Source organism: Mycobacterium sp. DL, from assembly GCF_039729195.1.
GTDB lineage: Bacteria > Actinomycetota > Actinomycetes > Mycobacteriales > Mycobacteriaceae > Mycobacterium > Mycobacterium hippocampi_A.
This window is the reverse complement of record NZ_CP155796.1, coordinates 19,261-33,185: the sequence shown is the minus strand read 5'-3', so window position 1 is coordinate 33,185 and position 13,925 is coordinate 19,261. Positions and strand designations below refer to the sequence as shown.

11 protein-coding genes, 1 tRNA gene and 1 pseudogene are annotated in these 13,925 nt (G+C 67.2%); 7 read left to right on the top strand and 6 right to left on the bottom strand.

Annotation, left to right across the window (positions count from 1 at the left end; genetic code table 11):
* Positions 1 to 101: 101 nt before the first annotated feature.
* The 5 genes and pseudogenes from ABDC78_RS00150 to ABDC78_RS00130 all read right to left on the bottom strand — a co-directional run bounded on the left by ABDC78_RS00150 (position 102) and on the right by ABDC78_RS00130 (position 3,402).
* Positions 102 to 791 (bottom strand): lysophospholipid acyltransferase family protein, encoded by a 690-nt coding sequence (locus tag ABDC78_RS00150; RefSeq protein WP_178357638.1) that lies wholly within the window; start codon positions 789 to 791, stop codon positions 102 to 104.
* Positions 791 to 2,185 carry an ATP-binding protein gene (locus ABDC78_RS00145; protein WP_178357639.1) on the bottom strand — a complete coding sequence of 465 codons (1,395 nt, stop codon included), beginning with the start codon at positions 2,183 to 2,185 and terminating at the stop codon, positions 791 to 793. Before ABDC78_RS00145 ends, ABDC78_RS00150 begins: the two co-directional genes overlap by 1 nt.
* Before the next feature lie 182 nt (positions 2,186 to 2,367).
* On the bottom strand, positions 2,368 to 2,874 hold the full coding sequence (locus ABDC78_RS00140) for a GNAT family N-acetyltransferase (RefSeq protein ID WP_178357640.1): 507 nt from the start codon (positions 2,872 to 2,874) through the stop codon (positions 2,368 to 2,370).
* Positions 2,871 to 3,176 (bottom strand): annotated as a pseudogene (locus tag ABDC78_RS00135) (DUF1778 domain-containing protein); the annotation flags it as partial. The pseudogene ABDC78_RS00135 and the gene ABDC78_RS00140, both read right to left, overlap by 4 nt.
* Before the next feature lie 143 nt (positions 3,177 to 3,319).
* Positions 3,320 to 3,402 (bottom strand) — tRNA-Leu (locus tag ABDC78_RS00130).
* A gap of 248 nt (positions 3,403 to 3,650) precedes the next feature.
* Between ABDC78_RS00130 and ABDC78_RS00125 the strand changes: the two genes are divergently transcribed.
* The 7 genes from ABDC78_RS00125 (at position 3,651) to pknB (ending at position 13,252) form a co-directional block, all read left to right on the top strand.
* A complete protein-coding gene (locus ABDC78_RS00125) occupies positions 3,651 to 5,069 on the top strand; it encodes an FhaA domain-containing protein (RefSeq protein ID WP_178357642.1) in 1,419 nt (472 codons plus the stop codon).
* A 130-nt stretch (positions 5,070 to 5,199) separates the two neighbouring features.
* Positions 5,200 to 5,667 (top strand): FHA domain-containing protein, encoded by a 468-nt coding sequence (locus ABDC78_RS00120; RefSeq protein ID WP_178357643.1) that lies wholly within the window; start codon positions 5,200 to 5,202, stop codon positions 5,665 to 5,667.
* Positions 5,664 to 7,187, top strand: a complete 1,524-nt coding sequence (locus tag ABDC78_RS00115) for a PP2C family serine/threonine-protein phosphatase (protein ID WP_347133281.1) — start codon at positions 5,664 to 5,666, stop codon at positions 7,185 to 7,187. The genes ABDC78_RS00120 and ABDC78_RS00115 overlap by 4 nt, the downstream gene beginning before the upstream one ends.
* Entirely contained in the window at positions 7,184 to 8,596 is a 1,413-nt protein-coding gene (locus tag ABDC78_RS00110) for an FtsW/RodA/SpoVE family cell cycle protein (RefSeq protein ID WP_178357796.1), read from the top strand. The genes ABDC78_RS00115 and ABDC78_RS00110 overlap by 4 nt, the downstream gene beginning before the upstream one ends.
* Positions 8,593 to 10,068 (top strand): D,D-transpeptidase PbpA, encoded by a 1,476-nt coding sequence (pbpA, locus tag ABDC78_RS00105; protein ID WP_178357795.1) that lies wholly within the window; start codon positions 8,593 to 8,595, stop codon positions 10,066 to 10,068. The genes ABDC78_RS00110 and pbpA overlap by 4 nt, the downstream gene beginning before the upstream one ends.
* The gene (locus tag ABDC78_RS00100) at positions 10,065 to 11,378 is read left to right on the top strand and encodes a protein kinase (RefSeq protein WP_178357794.1); all 1,314 of its coding nucleotides are present in this window, start codon (positions 10,065 to 10,067) and stop codon (positions 11,376 to 11,378) included. The genes pbpA and ABDC78_RS00100 overlap by 4 nt, the downstream gene beginning before the upstream one ends.
* On the top strand, positions 11,375 to 13,252 hold the full coding sequence (pknB, locus tag ABDC78_RS00095; protein WP_178357793.1) for a Stk1 family PASTA domain-containing Ser/Thr kinase: 1,878 nt from the start codon (positions 11,375 to 11,377) through the stop codon (positions 13,250 to 13,252). Before ABDC78_RS00100 ends, pknB begins: the two co-directional genes overlap by 4 nt.
* Here pknB and ABDC78_RS00090 read toward each other — a convergent pair.
* Positions 13,230 to 13,895, bottom strand: coding sequence for an aminodeoxychorismate/anthranilate synthase component II (locus ABDC78_RS00090; protein WP_178357792.1), 666 nt, complete (start codon positions 13,893 to 13,895; stop codon positions 13,230 to 13,232). The genes pknB and ABDC78_RS00090 overlap by 23 nt on opposite strands.
* Positions 13,896 to 13,925: the final 30 nt, after the last annotated feature.

Below are 13,925 nucleotides of genomic sequence, written 5' to 3'. Positions count from 1 at the left end.
ATGCGTGGCCTCGCGACATGCCCGCCTCCACCGCTAGTTTCTGCCGTGCTCAGGTTCCACTATGCCCGCGGTTTTCAGCGACGCCACAGCCATCACCAACATCACCGGTGAGGGGCTCGAGTCAATGTCGTGATTCGCAGTTGCGTCTCCGTGAGCAGGTCGGAGACGGACGCGAATTCTTCGGGATCGATCGGTTGACCGAAGACGACGAACACGGTGTGCCTCAATGAAGGGATCTTCCTGTCCAGCGGCAGGACCTTGTTCGCGTTGATGATGCCCACCGGAATGATCGGTGTATTGGTCCGCTTGGAGAGGACGGCAACGCCCGGCCTGTACGGGGCCACCTCTCCTGGCTTGACGCACTTCTGTTCCGGGAAGATGCCGACGAGCGCACCGTTGCGGAGTGCTTCGACAGCGCTCTCCATCGCCTGCCTGCCCGACTCGGGATCCCCACGTACGACTGGTATTTGACCGAGCACCTCGACGAGCCAGCGTGTGAACGGAGATTTCCACAGCTCGGCCATGGCCATGGCGATCGCTTGGCGCCGCAGCGCCGCCAAGAGGAACAGCACGTCGATCATGGATGTGTGGTTTGCGGCCAGGAGCACCGCGCCCCGTTTGGGCACCACATCCTCGTTCACGAGCGTCGTCCGGACCAGTCGCGTGAAGCCCAGAACCCAGAGGACCAGGCGAATCGACCAGGTGACCAACCACGCCCGTCTGCCGAGCCCCCGAATACGGATTCTCTCTGTCGCGGCGTGCTCGGGAATGGCGCCGTCGCTCTCTCCCATCACAGGTACATCCCGTCCGGAATGGTTGCGCGGTAGCGGCCGCTTCCCACCTCGGTGAGCAGCGCAGCGGTGCCGAGCTGCCCGGTGTCATCGGCGGAAAGGACCGCCCGACGGACGATTTCGCGCAGGTCGCTGCCGCTGGTTTGTTCCGGCAGCGTGGTGACGACGGCGTGAGTGTCCACACTGTCGGCGCCGGGGAGGCCGGCGAGGAGGGCGGTCAGGATGCGGGCCGCATCTGCGCGGGTGGGGTACCCGACGTCGAGGATGGCATCGAAGCGGCCGGTGCGGATCGCGGCCTTGTCCAGAGTGGCGGCATCGTTGGTGGAGGCCAGGGTCAGGATGCGGGCGGCGGCGGCGATGTCCATGGCCTGCAGTAACTCCGAGAGCCCTCCACCGCCGCTGAGGCGGTCGCGGCACCACAGGTCAACATCTTCCAGAATGAGGAGTACCGGTCCGCCGAGGCGTTGGGCTTCCTGGACGACCGCGGTCAAGAGCTCCTCGCCGGCTTTGGCTTCGACGTAGATGACGGTGAACGCGCCCACGACTTCGGCGGCGATGACCGCGGAGACCGCCGACTTCCCGGTGCCGGGTGGCCCGCACAGCAGTATTCCCCGACGGGTGCCGAGACCGTGGGCGTTGAGCACCTCGTGGCGGTCACGCACTGCGGTCACGCCGAGGTCGATCTCCCGCCAGACCTGCTCGTCGACGATCACCGTGTCACGGGTCAGCCCGGTGGGCAGGTCGATCACCGTCAGCTCCAGGCCGCTGGTGTAGGTGGCGCGTAGGGCCCGCCCGCGGTACGGGTTCAGATCGTTGGCTCGTGCGGCCAGTCGGTTCATGACCAGCCGGGCGCCGCCCTGATGACCGGGGGCAACAATGGCGTTTACCTCCGGGCAACGGATCACTCCTTGGCGGGCTTCGATCCGGATAACGCACCCGGCATCCTCGAGCAACGTGCCCGCCGGAAAGTGCACACGAAGGCACTGCGGGTGGACATAGCTCTGTGCGCCAACCTCGGTTTGGGTCCACTTCGGTGGCAGCGAGTACTCACCCGGCCCCACCTCGATCACGGTGGCGTGGGTGGTCATCCACTCGGCGAGTGCGACCGCAGTAGTCAGCCCCGACACCGGATCCAGCTCGCGATCCTCATCGATCAGCTGCGCGACATCAGACACGCCGAGGCAGCGGGCGGTGAACCGGTCGGCGTCCTCCGACCGCGACGGCCGTTGCGTCACACCCACCAGCAGTTCCCCAAGAGCACGCAGCCCCACGCGGGCGTCCTCGGGCAGGGTGTCGAGGTAAGCCTCCACGTCGTTGATCGGGCGGCCGCGCAGGCCGGTACCGCTGGCGTCGTCAGCGGAAGGGGTGATCTGTTTGTCGTCGGTGAGAGTCATCGCTTCTATGGAGGTCGGTGGTTTAGAGCAAAGCCGTACAGAATGGCACCCCACCATCGAATCCGCAACCCCTAAAAGCACGTCCTACGGCTTTCGCGGACAGGTCGACCTCGAGGCGGGACGAAAGGCGGGCTGCGAGCGTTGCGCCCGTGCTTGTCACCCCGGCTGCCCGCGCATCTCGATCACCTCTGCGGGTCGAGCAGGGCTCGGGCGTCCTTGATCAACAGCAGCAGGTGCAGCGGGTCCGTTGGTGACGGCTCGAAGTCGAAGTTTGCGTAGAAATCTCGGGCTTGTCCATGCAGAGCGTGCACCAATAGCGCTCGTACACCGATGATTTCAGCGGCAGCCACGGCCCGGGTGATGGCGTCCCTCAGAAGCGCAGCGCCCAACCCCTTTCCCTGTTCATTGCGGTCGATCGCCAGCCTGGACAGCAGGATCACCGGCACCGGGTCAGGCATGTTGCGCCGAACCCGCCCTGGTGTGCCGGCGCGGTCCACCGATGCCGAGGCCAACGAGTAGAACCCGACGACGCGGCCGTCGCGACACGTCACGAAGCACCGGGAGGCCCCCTCGACATGGTTGGCCAACGCCCTGCCCCGCAGATACCCATCCAGAGTGGGCTCGCCGCTGTCGAAGTCGGCGACCACATCGTGCTCGCTGATCGGACGTGGCGCGCTGTATCCGCTCACTCGTCGAAGATCGACGGCTCCGCGAACAACCTCTCCAGCCGCGGCTTATGCGACACCGGCCGGTCCAGGACCGCCACGAACTCCGCCCAGGCGAGCTCATCGAGCATGAACAGTCGGCGATCGGCGAGCACGTCGCGGGCATGAGCCAGCGTCGCGGTCACTGTGAAGTTGGTCAGGTCGGTCCCCTCCACTTCTGCGGCACGACGAATCAGCGCGTCCTGCTCAGCAGTCAGGCGCACCGCGAACCGCTCCGACTTCGTAGCCATGCAGACCATTGTGTGCCTGATAGGCACACAATGCAACGGCTATCTCTTCGGCCTGTGAGCTTCGGCGCTCTGCCTCGGTGAAAACGCCGCCCCTCGGGGGAAGGCCCACCCAAAGGCAAAGGTCACGAACCAAATTGGTTCGTGACCTTTGTGCTGCGATTACGTCGAACCGCTCGCTGTGGGCGAAGGGGGACTTGAACCCCCACGTCCCGAAGGACACTGGCACCTGAAGCCAGCGCGTCTGCCATTCCGCCACTCGCCCGAATGACCGAGGGAGCCTATCACGCAGCCAACCCCTCGTTCCAAACGTACTGGCAGAGCTTCTTCCACCGACAAACGCCGTGAGTGCACCGCCTTGACCAGCGTCGATGCGATTCTCAGAGTTCTGTTGGTCCCGTAGTGGCGGACATGGCCGATACCATGCATGCAAGCATGACGGCCAGCCGACACGCTGGCGGTGTAACCGCGCAGGCAGGATTACCGACTACACAGAGGAAGGCGGTCGAGGACATGGGTTTGGTCGACCGCTTCGAACGCAAACTCGAGGACACCGTCGGCGACGCCTTCGCCAGGGTTTTCGGCGGATCCATCGTCCCGCAGGAGGTAGAGGCGCTGCTCCGCCGCGAGGCGGACACCGGTGCACACGAACTGCACGGCGGCCGAATTTTGGCCCCGAACGACTACGTCATTACCCTCAGTGTGCCCGACTACCACAAGGTGAGTGCCGACCCGGACATCACCTCAACCACGTTTGCCAAGCACTTGGAGGGATACATCCATGAGCAGGGGTGGCAAACGTATGGTGATGTGGTTGTCAGATTCGAGCAGTCGTCCAACCTGCACACCGGACAGTTTCGCGCGCGTGGTGCGGTCAACCCTGACTCGACCAAGGGCGATCCCGCCCCACCTCGAGAACTTTCGTCCAACGCAGAACCAGGAGTTCCACCGATGACCGACAATCCGAGTTACCGCGGCCAGGGACAGGGTCGGCCCTCAGACGAGTACTACGACGAGCGCTACCCCCGCCCCGATGACCAGCGTCCGTATCCGCCGCCGACCGACCAGGGTGGATATCCCCCGCAGGGTGATCCGAACTACCCGCCCCGCGGTGGCTACCCGGACCAGGGCGGCTACCCCGACCAAGGCGGCTACCCGGATCAGGGCGGCTACCCGCCGCAGTCCTACGAGCAGCGCCCCCCGGCCGGATACGGCCCTCCGCAGGGCGGCTACCCCGATCAGGGTTATCGCCAGGCCCCCGCAGGCTACGGCCCGCCTCCGGGCGGGCAGCCCGGCTACGGCGCCCCTTCCAACGATTACGACTACGGTCGCCCCCCGGGCCGGCCCGAGGACGGCGGCTACCCGCCCCAGGGTCGCCCGTCCTACCCGGACCAGGGCGGTTACCCCGAGCAGGGCGGCTACCCCGACCAGGGCGGTGGCTACGGTTCGCAGGGCGGCCAGGCCTACGGCCGGCAGGACTACGCCCAGCCCGACTACGGCCGCTACGGCGAGGCCCCAGCCGGTGCCGGATATGCCGACCAGGGTTACGGCGAGCCTGCGGGCTACGGAGACCAGGGCTACGGCGCCCCGGCAGGCTACGGAGGCCAGGGTTACGGTCCCGGTCAGGGCGACTACCCATCGGCCGGCACCGCCGTCACTCTGCAGCTCGACGACGGCAGTGGCCGCACCTACCAACTGCGCGAAGGCGCCAACGTGATCGGCCGCGGTCAGGACGCCCAGTTCCGGCTGCCCGACACGGGTGTGTCCCGCAGGCATCTGGAGGTCCGCTGGGACGGCCAGGTCGCGCTATTGTCGGACCTCAACTCCACCAATGGCACGACGGTGAACAATGCGCCGGTGCAGGAGTGGCAGCTGGCCGATGGCGATGTCATCCGGCTGGGCCACTCCGAGATCATCGTCCGCGTTCACTGAGGGTCGACCGCCCGGGTAAACCGGTCTGCTTGATCCTCACGTCGATCGTCACGCACGTATGGTGGCGGTGCCGAAAGGACGCCTACGAGCTCTTGCGCGAGGCGTATCACGGGGACGGAGAGGACGTCAGATGCAGGGGCTAGTACTGCAGCTGACCCGTGTCGGCTTCCTGCTGCTGCTGTGGCTGTTCATCTGGTCGGTGCTTCGCATCCTGCGTACCGATATCTACGCGCCCACCGGCGCGGTGATGGTGCGCCGCGGCTTGGCGCTGCGGGGTTCGCTGCTGCCCAACCGGGGCCGTCGCCACATCCCCCGCCAACTGGTGGTCACCGACGGTGCGCTGAAGGGAACGCGCATCCCGCTGGGCACTCAGCCGATATTGATCGGTCGCGCCGACGACTCCACGCTGGTGCTGACCGACGACTACGCCTCGACCCGCCACGCCCGGCTCTCCCCGAGGGGTCAGGAGTGGTACGTAGAGGACCTAGGATCGACCAACGGTACATACCTTGACAGGGCGAAGGTGACGACGGCAGTACGAGTTCCGATGGGCACACCGGTGCGGGTCGGCAAGACGGTTATCGAGCTACGCCCATGACCCTCGTCCTTCGATACGCCGCGCGCAGCGACCGCGGCCTGGTGCGCGCCAACAACGAAGATTCGGTCTACGCCGGCGCGCGCCTGCTCGCGCTGGCCGACGGCATGGGCGGGCATGCGGCCGGGGAGGTCGCCTCCCAGTTGGTGATCGCCGCCCTCGCCCACCTCGACGACGACGAGCCCGGCGGTGACCTGCTCAGCAAGCTCGACGCGGCGGTACGTGAAGGCAACTCGGCGATCGCCGAGCACGTCGAGGCCGACCCCGAACTCGACGGCATGGGCACCACGCTGACGGCAATCCTGTTCGCGGGCAATCGGCTTGGCCTCGTGCACATCGGTGACTCCCGCGGCTATCTGCTGCGCGACGGCGAGCTCAACCAGATCACCAAGGACGACACGTTCGTCCAGACCCTGGTCGACGAGGGGCGCATCACCGCAGAGGAAGCGCACAGCCATCCACAGCGCTCGCTGATCATGAAGGCGCTCACCGGACACGAGGTGGAACCGGCGCTCATCATGCGGGAGGCCCGCGCCGGCGACCGGTACCTGCTGTGCTCGGACGGCCTGACCGACCCGGTCAGTCACGACACCATCCTCGAAGCGCTGCAGATCGACGATGTCGCCGAAAGTGCCGACCGGCTGATCGAACTGGCGCTGCGCGGCGGCGGACCCGACAACGTCACCCTCGTGGTGGCCGACGTCGTCGACTACGACTACGGCCAGACCCAGCCGATCCTGGCGGGGGCGGTCTCCGGCCAGGCCGACGACGCAGCCCCACCGAACACCGCCGCCGGTCGGGCATCGGCGTTCAACCCGAAACGAAACGTCGCCAAACGTGTTGTCCCGCAACCTGAAGAACCCCCGCCGCGACCACGTTCGCGGCGGCGCATTTTCATCGCCGCGGCAGTCACGGTCCTTGTGCTGCTCGCAGGTCTGGCCGTCGGCCGCGAAATCGTCCGCAACAACTACTACGTCAGCGACCACGACGGCACGGTCTCGATCATGCGGGGCGTCCAGGGCTCCTTCCTCGGGGTCTCGCTGCAAGAGCCCTACCTTCTGGGTTGTTTGAACGCCCGCAACGAACTCTCCCTCATCAGCGCAGGCCAGACGCAGGACAACCTGGACTGCCGGCTTCTCGGCGTCGACGACATGCGCCCCTCCGAACGCGCTCAGGTCATAGCCGGTCTGCCGTCGGGCTCTCTCGACGATGCGATCAGTCAGATCGAGCAACTCCGCGGGTCGGTGCTGCCCGTCTGCGCCCCCCGGACCACGACGACGACGCGCCCCACGACCCCGCCCCCGTCACCCCGTCCCACCACTCCGACGACGTCCGCGGCCGCACCGGGAACCACTGCGCCGAGCGGTGATCCACGTGCCACCCCCGCGCCTGAGACTCCGCGCACTGTCACCGACTCCCCCGCGCCTACGACCCCACGACCGTCCCAGACGCCGTCACCGACTGTGACCGCGCTGCCGCCGCCACCACCTGAACCGGGAACGAACTGCCGGGAAGTGTCGTGACGACACAGCCGCAAGCCCCCGTCGCAGTGACGCCCGACCTGCCGAACCGCCGCAACGCCGAGCTGTTCCTGCTGGGCTTCGCGGCGTTGATCACCACGGTGGCGCTGCTGCTCGTCGAAGCCAATCAAGAACAGGGCCTGCGCTGGGATCTGGCTCAGTACACCGTCGCCTACCTTGCGTTGTTCGCCGGCGCGCACCTCGCCGTCCGACGGTTCGCCCCGTACGCCGATCCGCTCCTACTCCCTGTGGTTGCACTGCTGAACGGCTTGGGGCTGGTGATGATTCACCGTCTCGACATCGCCGAGGGCGAGACCACCTCGCAGGGTCTCGGGGGTACCGCGAACCAGCAGATGCTGTGGACCCTGGTCGGAGTCCTCGGATTCTCCGCGGTGGTGATCTTCCTGCGCGACCATCGCATGCTCTCCCGGTACGGGTACGTGTGCGGCCTGACCGGGCTGGTTCTGCTGGTGATCCCCGCAATCCTGCCGCGCTCGATGTCCGAGCAGAACGGTGCAAAGATCTGGATCCGGTTGCCGGGCTTCTCGATTCAGCCCGCGGAGTTCTCGAAGATCCTGCTGCTGATCTTCTTCGCCGCCGTGCTGGTGTCCAAGCGCAACCTGTTCACCAGCGCAGGCAAACACGTGCTGGGCATGGATCTGCCTCGGCCCCGCGACCTCGCGCCACTGCTTGCGGCATGGATCGCCTCGATCGGCGTGATGATCTTCGAGAAGGACCTCGGCACCTCGTTGCTGTTGTACGCGTCGTTCCTGGTGATGGTCTACATCGCCACCGAACGGTTCAGCTGGGTGGTCATCGGGCTGGCACTGTTCGCCGCGGGAAGCATTGCGGCGTATTACCTTTTCGACCACGTCAGGGTCCGGGTGCAGACCTGGCGGGACCCGTTCGCCGACCCCGACGGCGCCGGGTACCAGATGGTGCAGTCGCTGTTCAGCTTCGCCACCGGCGGCATCTTCGGCACCGGGTTGGGCAACGGGCAACCCGGCACCGTGCCCGCCGCGTCCACCGATTTCATCATCGCCGCGGTCGGCGAGGAACTCGGGCTCGTCGGTCTGGCCGCCGTGCTGATGCTCTACACCATCGTCATCATCCGCGGGCTGCGGACCGCCATCGCAGTGCGTGACAGCTTCGGCAAGCTGCTTGCCGCGGGCTTGGCCACCACGCTGGCGATCCAACTGTTCATCGTGGTGGGCGGAGTCACCAAGCTGATCCCGCTGACCGGCCTCACCACGCCGTGGATGTCCTACGGCGGCTCCTCGCTGGTGGCCAACTACCTGCTGTTGGCGCTCCTGGTCCGTATCTCGCACGCCGCACGGCGGCCGATCGGCACCGGGCCCCTGCCGGCCGCACCGATCGCTGCGGCGAGCACCGAGGTGATCGGGAAGGTATGAACACCTCACTGCGCCGCATCTCCGTCATGATCATGGCCCTGATCGTGGTGTTACTTGCCAACGCCACCCTGACCCAGGTGTTCACCGCCGACGGCCTGCGCTCGGATCCGCGAAACCAGCGGGTCCTGCTCGACGAGTACTCCCGCCAGCGCGGCCAGATCTCCGCGGGCGGCGAACTGCTGGCCTACTCCGTGTCGACCGAGGGGCGCTTCCGCTTCCTCCGCGTGTACCCCAACCCGATGACCTATGCGCCCGTCACCGGGTTCTACTCGCTGAGTTACTCGAGCAGCGGGCTGGAACGCGCCGAGGACACCATCCTCAACGGATCCGACCAGCGGCTGTTCGGGCGCCGCCTGGCCGACTTCTTCACCGGCCGGGACCCCCGCGGCGGCACCGTCGCCACCACGATCAACCCGCAGGTGCAGCAGGCCGCCTGGGATGCGATGCAGGAGGGCTGCGACGGCCCGTGCAAGGGTTCCGTCGTCGCGCTGGAACCGTCGACCGGCAAGATCCTGGCGATGGTCTCGGCGCCGTCCTACGATCCGAACCTGTTGGCCACCCACGATCTCGACCAGCAGACCGCGGCCTGGCAACAGCTTCGGGACGACCCGGACTCCCCTCTGTTGAACCGTGCGATCTCCGAGACGTACCCACCCGGGTCGACGTTCAAGGTGCTGACCACTGCGGCAGCGCTTCAGGCCGGAGCCACCCCCGACACCGAACTCACTGCGGCAGCAGACATTCCGTTGCCCAACAGCACCGCGACGTTGGAGAATTTCGGCGGTACGCCCTGCGGAGGCGGTCCGACCGCCACGCTGCGTTACGCGTTCGCGAACTCCTGCAACACCGCGTTCGTCGAACTGGGTATCGACACCGGGGCCGACGCGCTGCGTTCGACGGCAAGCTCATTCGGGGTCAACGTGGCGCCCCCGCCCATTCCGCTGCAGGTCGTCGAGTCGACCGTCGGCCCGATCGCCGACGCCGCAGCATTGGGGATGTCGAGCATCGGGCAGAAGGACGTCGCGTTGACGCCGCTGCAGAACGCGATGATCGCCGCGACCGTAGCGAACAAGGGGATCACGATGCAGCCCTATCTGGTCGACAGTCTCAAGGGACCCGACCTGGCCAACATCGACACAACGGTGCCCACCCAGGAGCGCCGGGCGGTCCCGGAGCAGGTCGCAGATACACTTACGGACTTGATGGTCGCCGCCGAGCAGGTGACTCAGCAGAAGGGAGCCATCGCCGGCGTGCAGATCGCATCCAAGACCGGCACTGCGGAGCACGGTACGGATCCCCGCAACACGCCGCCGCATGCCTGGTACATCGCTTTTGCGCCCGCACAGGATCCCAAGGTCGCAGTGGCGGTTCTGGTCGAGAACGGTGGCGAGCGCCTGTCGGCGACCGGCGGTGCGGTGGCCGCGCCCATCGGGCGAGCGACCATCGCCGCAGCGCTGCGGGGGGCCTCATGAGTCCGCGCGTTGGTGTCACCCTGTCCGCTCGTTACCGGCTGCAACGGCTGATCGCCACCGGCGGCATGGGCCAGGTCTGGGAGGGCGTCGATTCCCGACTGGGCCGTCGTGTCGCGATCAAGGTGCTCAAGGCCGAATACTCGACCGACGCGGAGTTCGTCGAGCGGTTCCGGGCCGAGGCGCGCACCGTCGCGATGCTCAACCATCCAGGCATCGCCGGCGTGTACGACTACGGCGAGACCGACATCGACGGTGAAGGCCGCACCGCCTACCTGGTGATGGAACTGGTCAACGGTGAGCCGTTGAACTCGGTGATCAAGCGGACCGGAAGACTGTCGTTGCGGCATGCGCTGGACATGCTCGAGCAGACCGGCCGTGCGCTGCAGGTCGCCCACACCGCGGGGCTGGTGCACCGCGACGTGAAACCGGGAAACATCCTGATCACCCCCACCGGTCAGGTGAAGCTCACCGACTTCGGCATCGCCAAGGCCGTCGACGCCGCGCCCGTCACCCAGACCGGCATGGTGATGGGCACCGCCCAGTACATCGCGCCCGAACAGGCTCTCGGGCACGACGCGACCGCGGCCAGCGATGTGTACGCGCTGGGTGTTGTCGGCTACGAATCCGTCTCGGGCAAGCGGCCGTTCACCGGAGACGGCGCGCTGACCGTCGCGATGAAGCACATCAAGGAGAACCCTCCCCCGCTGCCCGCCGACCTGCCGCCGAACGTCCGCGAGCTGATCGAGATCACGCTCGTCAAGAACCCCGGGATGCGCTACAAGTCCGGTGGGCCGTTCGCTGACGCCGTCGCCGCCGTCCGCTCCGGCCGGCGCCCCCCCAGACCCAACGCCGCTCCGTCGCTGGGACGCGCCGCCCCCACCGCGGTGCCGCCGGCGATCCAGCAGCGCTCCGCCGACGTCACAGGCCGCGCCCCCGCCACCGCAGCGCGCCCCCGTAACGCAGGAAGCCAACACCGCTCGGCACCGCCGGCGAGACGCACGTTCTCCTCCGGCCAGCGTGCGCTGCTGTGGGCCGCGGGCGTGCTCGGGGCGTTGGCCATCGTGATCGCGATCCTGATCGTGCTCAACGCGCAGGACCGCAGGGACAGCACCCCGCCGCCCACCGTCACCGAAACCCCGACATCCGAGGTCGCGCCGCCGGAGACACCCGCTGCAGCCCCGATCGGAACGGGCGGCGATGGCGCGCCCGGATACTGGGTATCACGACACCTCGACAGCGCCGCTCCCGCGGTGCCGCGGCACCTCACGGCCTCAGAACAGATACGGCCCTCAGAACAGATACGGCGATGACAACCCCACAGCACCTTTCCGACCGCTACGAAGTCGGCGAGATCCTGGGTTTCGGCGGAATGTCCGAAGTCCACATGGCACGCGACCTGCGGCTACACCGCGACGTCGCGATCAAGGTGCTGCGCGCCGACCTGGCCCGCGACCCGAGTTTCTATCTCCGGTTCCGCCGGGAAGCGCAGAACGCGGCGGCGCTGAACCACCCCGCGATCGTCGCGGTGTACGACACGGGCGAGGCGGAGACGTCGACGGGGCCGCTGCCCTACATCGTGATGGAGTACGTCGACGGCGTGACCCTGCGCGACATCGTGCACGGCGAGGGCCCGATGCCGACACAACGCGCCATCGAGGTGATCGCCGACGCCTGCCAGGCACTGAACTTCAGCCACCAGCACGGCATCATCCACCGTGACGTCAAACCCGCCAACATCATGATCAGCAAGACCGGCGCGGTGAAGGTGATGGACTTCGGCATCGCCCGCGCGCTGGCCGATGCCGCCAACCCCGTCACGCAGACCGCGGCCGTGATCGGCACCGCGCAGTACCTGTCGCCCGAACAGGCCCGCGGCGTGAAGGTCGACGCCCGTTCCGACGTGTACTCGCTGGGCTGTGTGCTCTACGAAATGCTCACCGGCGAGCCCCCTTTTGTTGGTGACTCCCCCGTCGCCGTGGCCTACCAGCATGTCCGGGAGGACCCGGTCCCGCCGTCGGAGCGCTACAGCGGCATCTCCCCCGAACTCGACGCCGTCGTGCTCAAGGCGTTGGCCAAGAACCCCGACAACCGCTACCAGACCGCCGCCGAGATGCGCGCCGATCTGGTCAAGGTGCACAGCGGCGAGACACCGGATGCGCCGAAGATCTTCACCGATGCCGAACGGACGTCGCTGCTGTCCGCGGGAACGTCCGACGGTCGCACCGAACAACTCGACCAGGTGGGGCGCCACCAACCACGCTACGAAGAACGCGCGCGGCGCGGTTCGGTCGGACGCTGGCTGGCGGCGGTGGCGATTCTGGCCGTGCTCACCGTCGTGGTCACCATCGCGATCAACTCATTCGGCGGAGAGACCCGCGACGTGCAGGTTCCCGATGTCAGCGGTCAGGTGTCCGACGACGCGATCGCCGCACTGCAGAACCTCGGGTTCACGACCACGCTGCAGCGCAACCCGGACTCCGAGGTGCCACCCGATCACGTGATCAGCACTGATCCCGCGGCCAACGCGTCCGTCGCGGCGGGCGACGAGATCACTCTCAACGTCTCGACCGGACCCGAGCAGCGTGAGGTGCCCGACGTCTCCGGTCTGAGTTACGCCGACGCGGTCCAGGAACTCACCGACGCCGGCTTCGAGCGGTTCCGGCGCACCGCGTCCGCCTCGCTCCCCGAGCAGCGCGACCGGGTGCTGTCGACGGTGCCGCCGGCCAACCAGACCTCGGCGATCACCAACGAGATCACCGTCGTCGTCGGAACCGGGCCGGCGACGGCGGCGGTGCCCGACTGTGTCGGCCAGACCGTGGCGGTCTGTCAGCAGATCCTCTCGGCATCCGGATTCGCGAACTCGGTACCGGTCGAGGTGGACAGCACCACCACCGCAGGCCAGGTACTGGGCACCGATCCCGCTGTCGCCCAGACTGTTCCGGAGGACACCCTCATCCAGATCCAGGTGTCGCGGGGCAACCAGTTCGTGATGCCCGACCTGTCCGGGATGTTCTGGACCGACGCCGAGCCTCGGCTGCGTGCGCTGGGCTGGACCGGCGTCCTCGACAAGGGCGGCGACGTGCAGAACAGCGGTCAACGCACCAACGCCGTGGTGAATCAGAGCCCGGCGGCCGGCTCCGATGTGACCTTCGGCGCCAGGATCACGCTGAACTTCGCGTCGTAGCGGCCTGCACCGCGCCGGCCACCTCATCCTCGAGGCGACGGACGAGTTCCTCGGCGGGCGCTGCACCGCAGTAGGCAAGCCAGTTGGCGAGCATTCGATGCCCGCCTTCGGTGAGGATCGATTCGGGGTGGAACTGCACACCGTGGATCGGTAGGTCGACGTGGCGTACACCCATGATGACGCCGCCTTCGGTCCGCGCGGTCACCTCGAGTTCGGCAGGCACCGTATCGGGCAATATCGTCAACGAGTGGTACCGCGTCGCGGTGAACGGATCCGGGAGGCCTTTCAGCACACCGGCATTCGAGTGGTGGACGGTGCTGGTCTTGCCGTGCAGCAGTTCGGGCGCGCGATCGACGGTGCCGCCGAATGCCACCCCGATGGCCTGGTGCCCCAGGCACACACCGAGTAGGGGAGTGCCTGCGGTGGCACACGCGTGGACCAGCGGGATGGAGGCACCGGCCCGCTCGGGCGTGCCCGGTCCGGGGCTGAGCAGCACACCGTCGAACTCTTCGGCGACGCTGACCTCGTCGGACAACCGGTCGTCGTCGTTGCGCCAGACCTTCGCGTCCACGCCGAGCTGGCCCAGGTACTGGACCAGGTTGAACACGAAGCTGTCGTAGTTGTCGACGACCAACACCTGCATGCCAGACAGGCTACCGCCAGGGGTTTCCCT

Coding starts and splice junctions, on each gene's coding strand:
- ABDC78_RS00150 (WP_178357638.1), bottom strand. CDS start 791: ATGGGAGAGAGCGACGGCGCCATTCCCGAGCACGCCGCGACAGAGAGA.
- ABDC78_RS00145 (WP_178357639.1), bottom strand. CDS start 2,185: ATGACTCTCACCGACGACAAACAGATCACCCCTTCCGCTGACGACGCC.
- ABDC78_RS00125 (WP_178357642.1), top strand. CDS start 3,651: ATGGGTTTGGTCGACCGCTTCGAACGCAAACTCGAGGACACCGTCGGC.
- ABDC78_RS00120 (WP_178357643.1), top strand. CDS start 5,200: ATGCAGGGGCTAGTACTGCAGCTGACCCGTGTCGGCTTCCTGCTGCTG.
- ABDC78_RS00115 (WP_347133281.1), top strand. CDS start 5,664: ATGACCCTCGTCCTTCGATACGCCGCGCGCAGCGACCGCGGCCTGGTG.
- pbpA (WP_178357795.1), top strand. CDS start 8,593: ATGAACACCTCACTGCGCCGCATCTCCGTCATGATCATGGCCCTGATC.
- ABDC78_RS00100 (WP_178357794.1), top strand. CDS start 10,065: ATGAGTCCGCGCGTTGGTGTCACCCTGTCCGCTCGTTACCGGCTGCAA.
- pknB (WP_178357793.1), top strand. CDS start 11,375: ATGACAACCCCACAGCACCTTTCCGACCGCTACGAAGTCGGCGAGATC.
- ABDC78_RS00090 (WP_178357792.1), bottom strand. CDS start 13,895: ATGCAGGTGTTGGTCGTCGACAACTACGACAGCTTCGTGTTCAACCTG.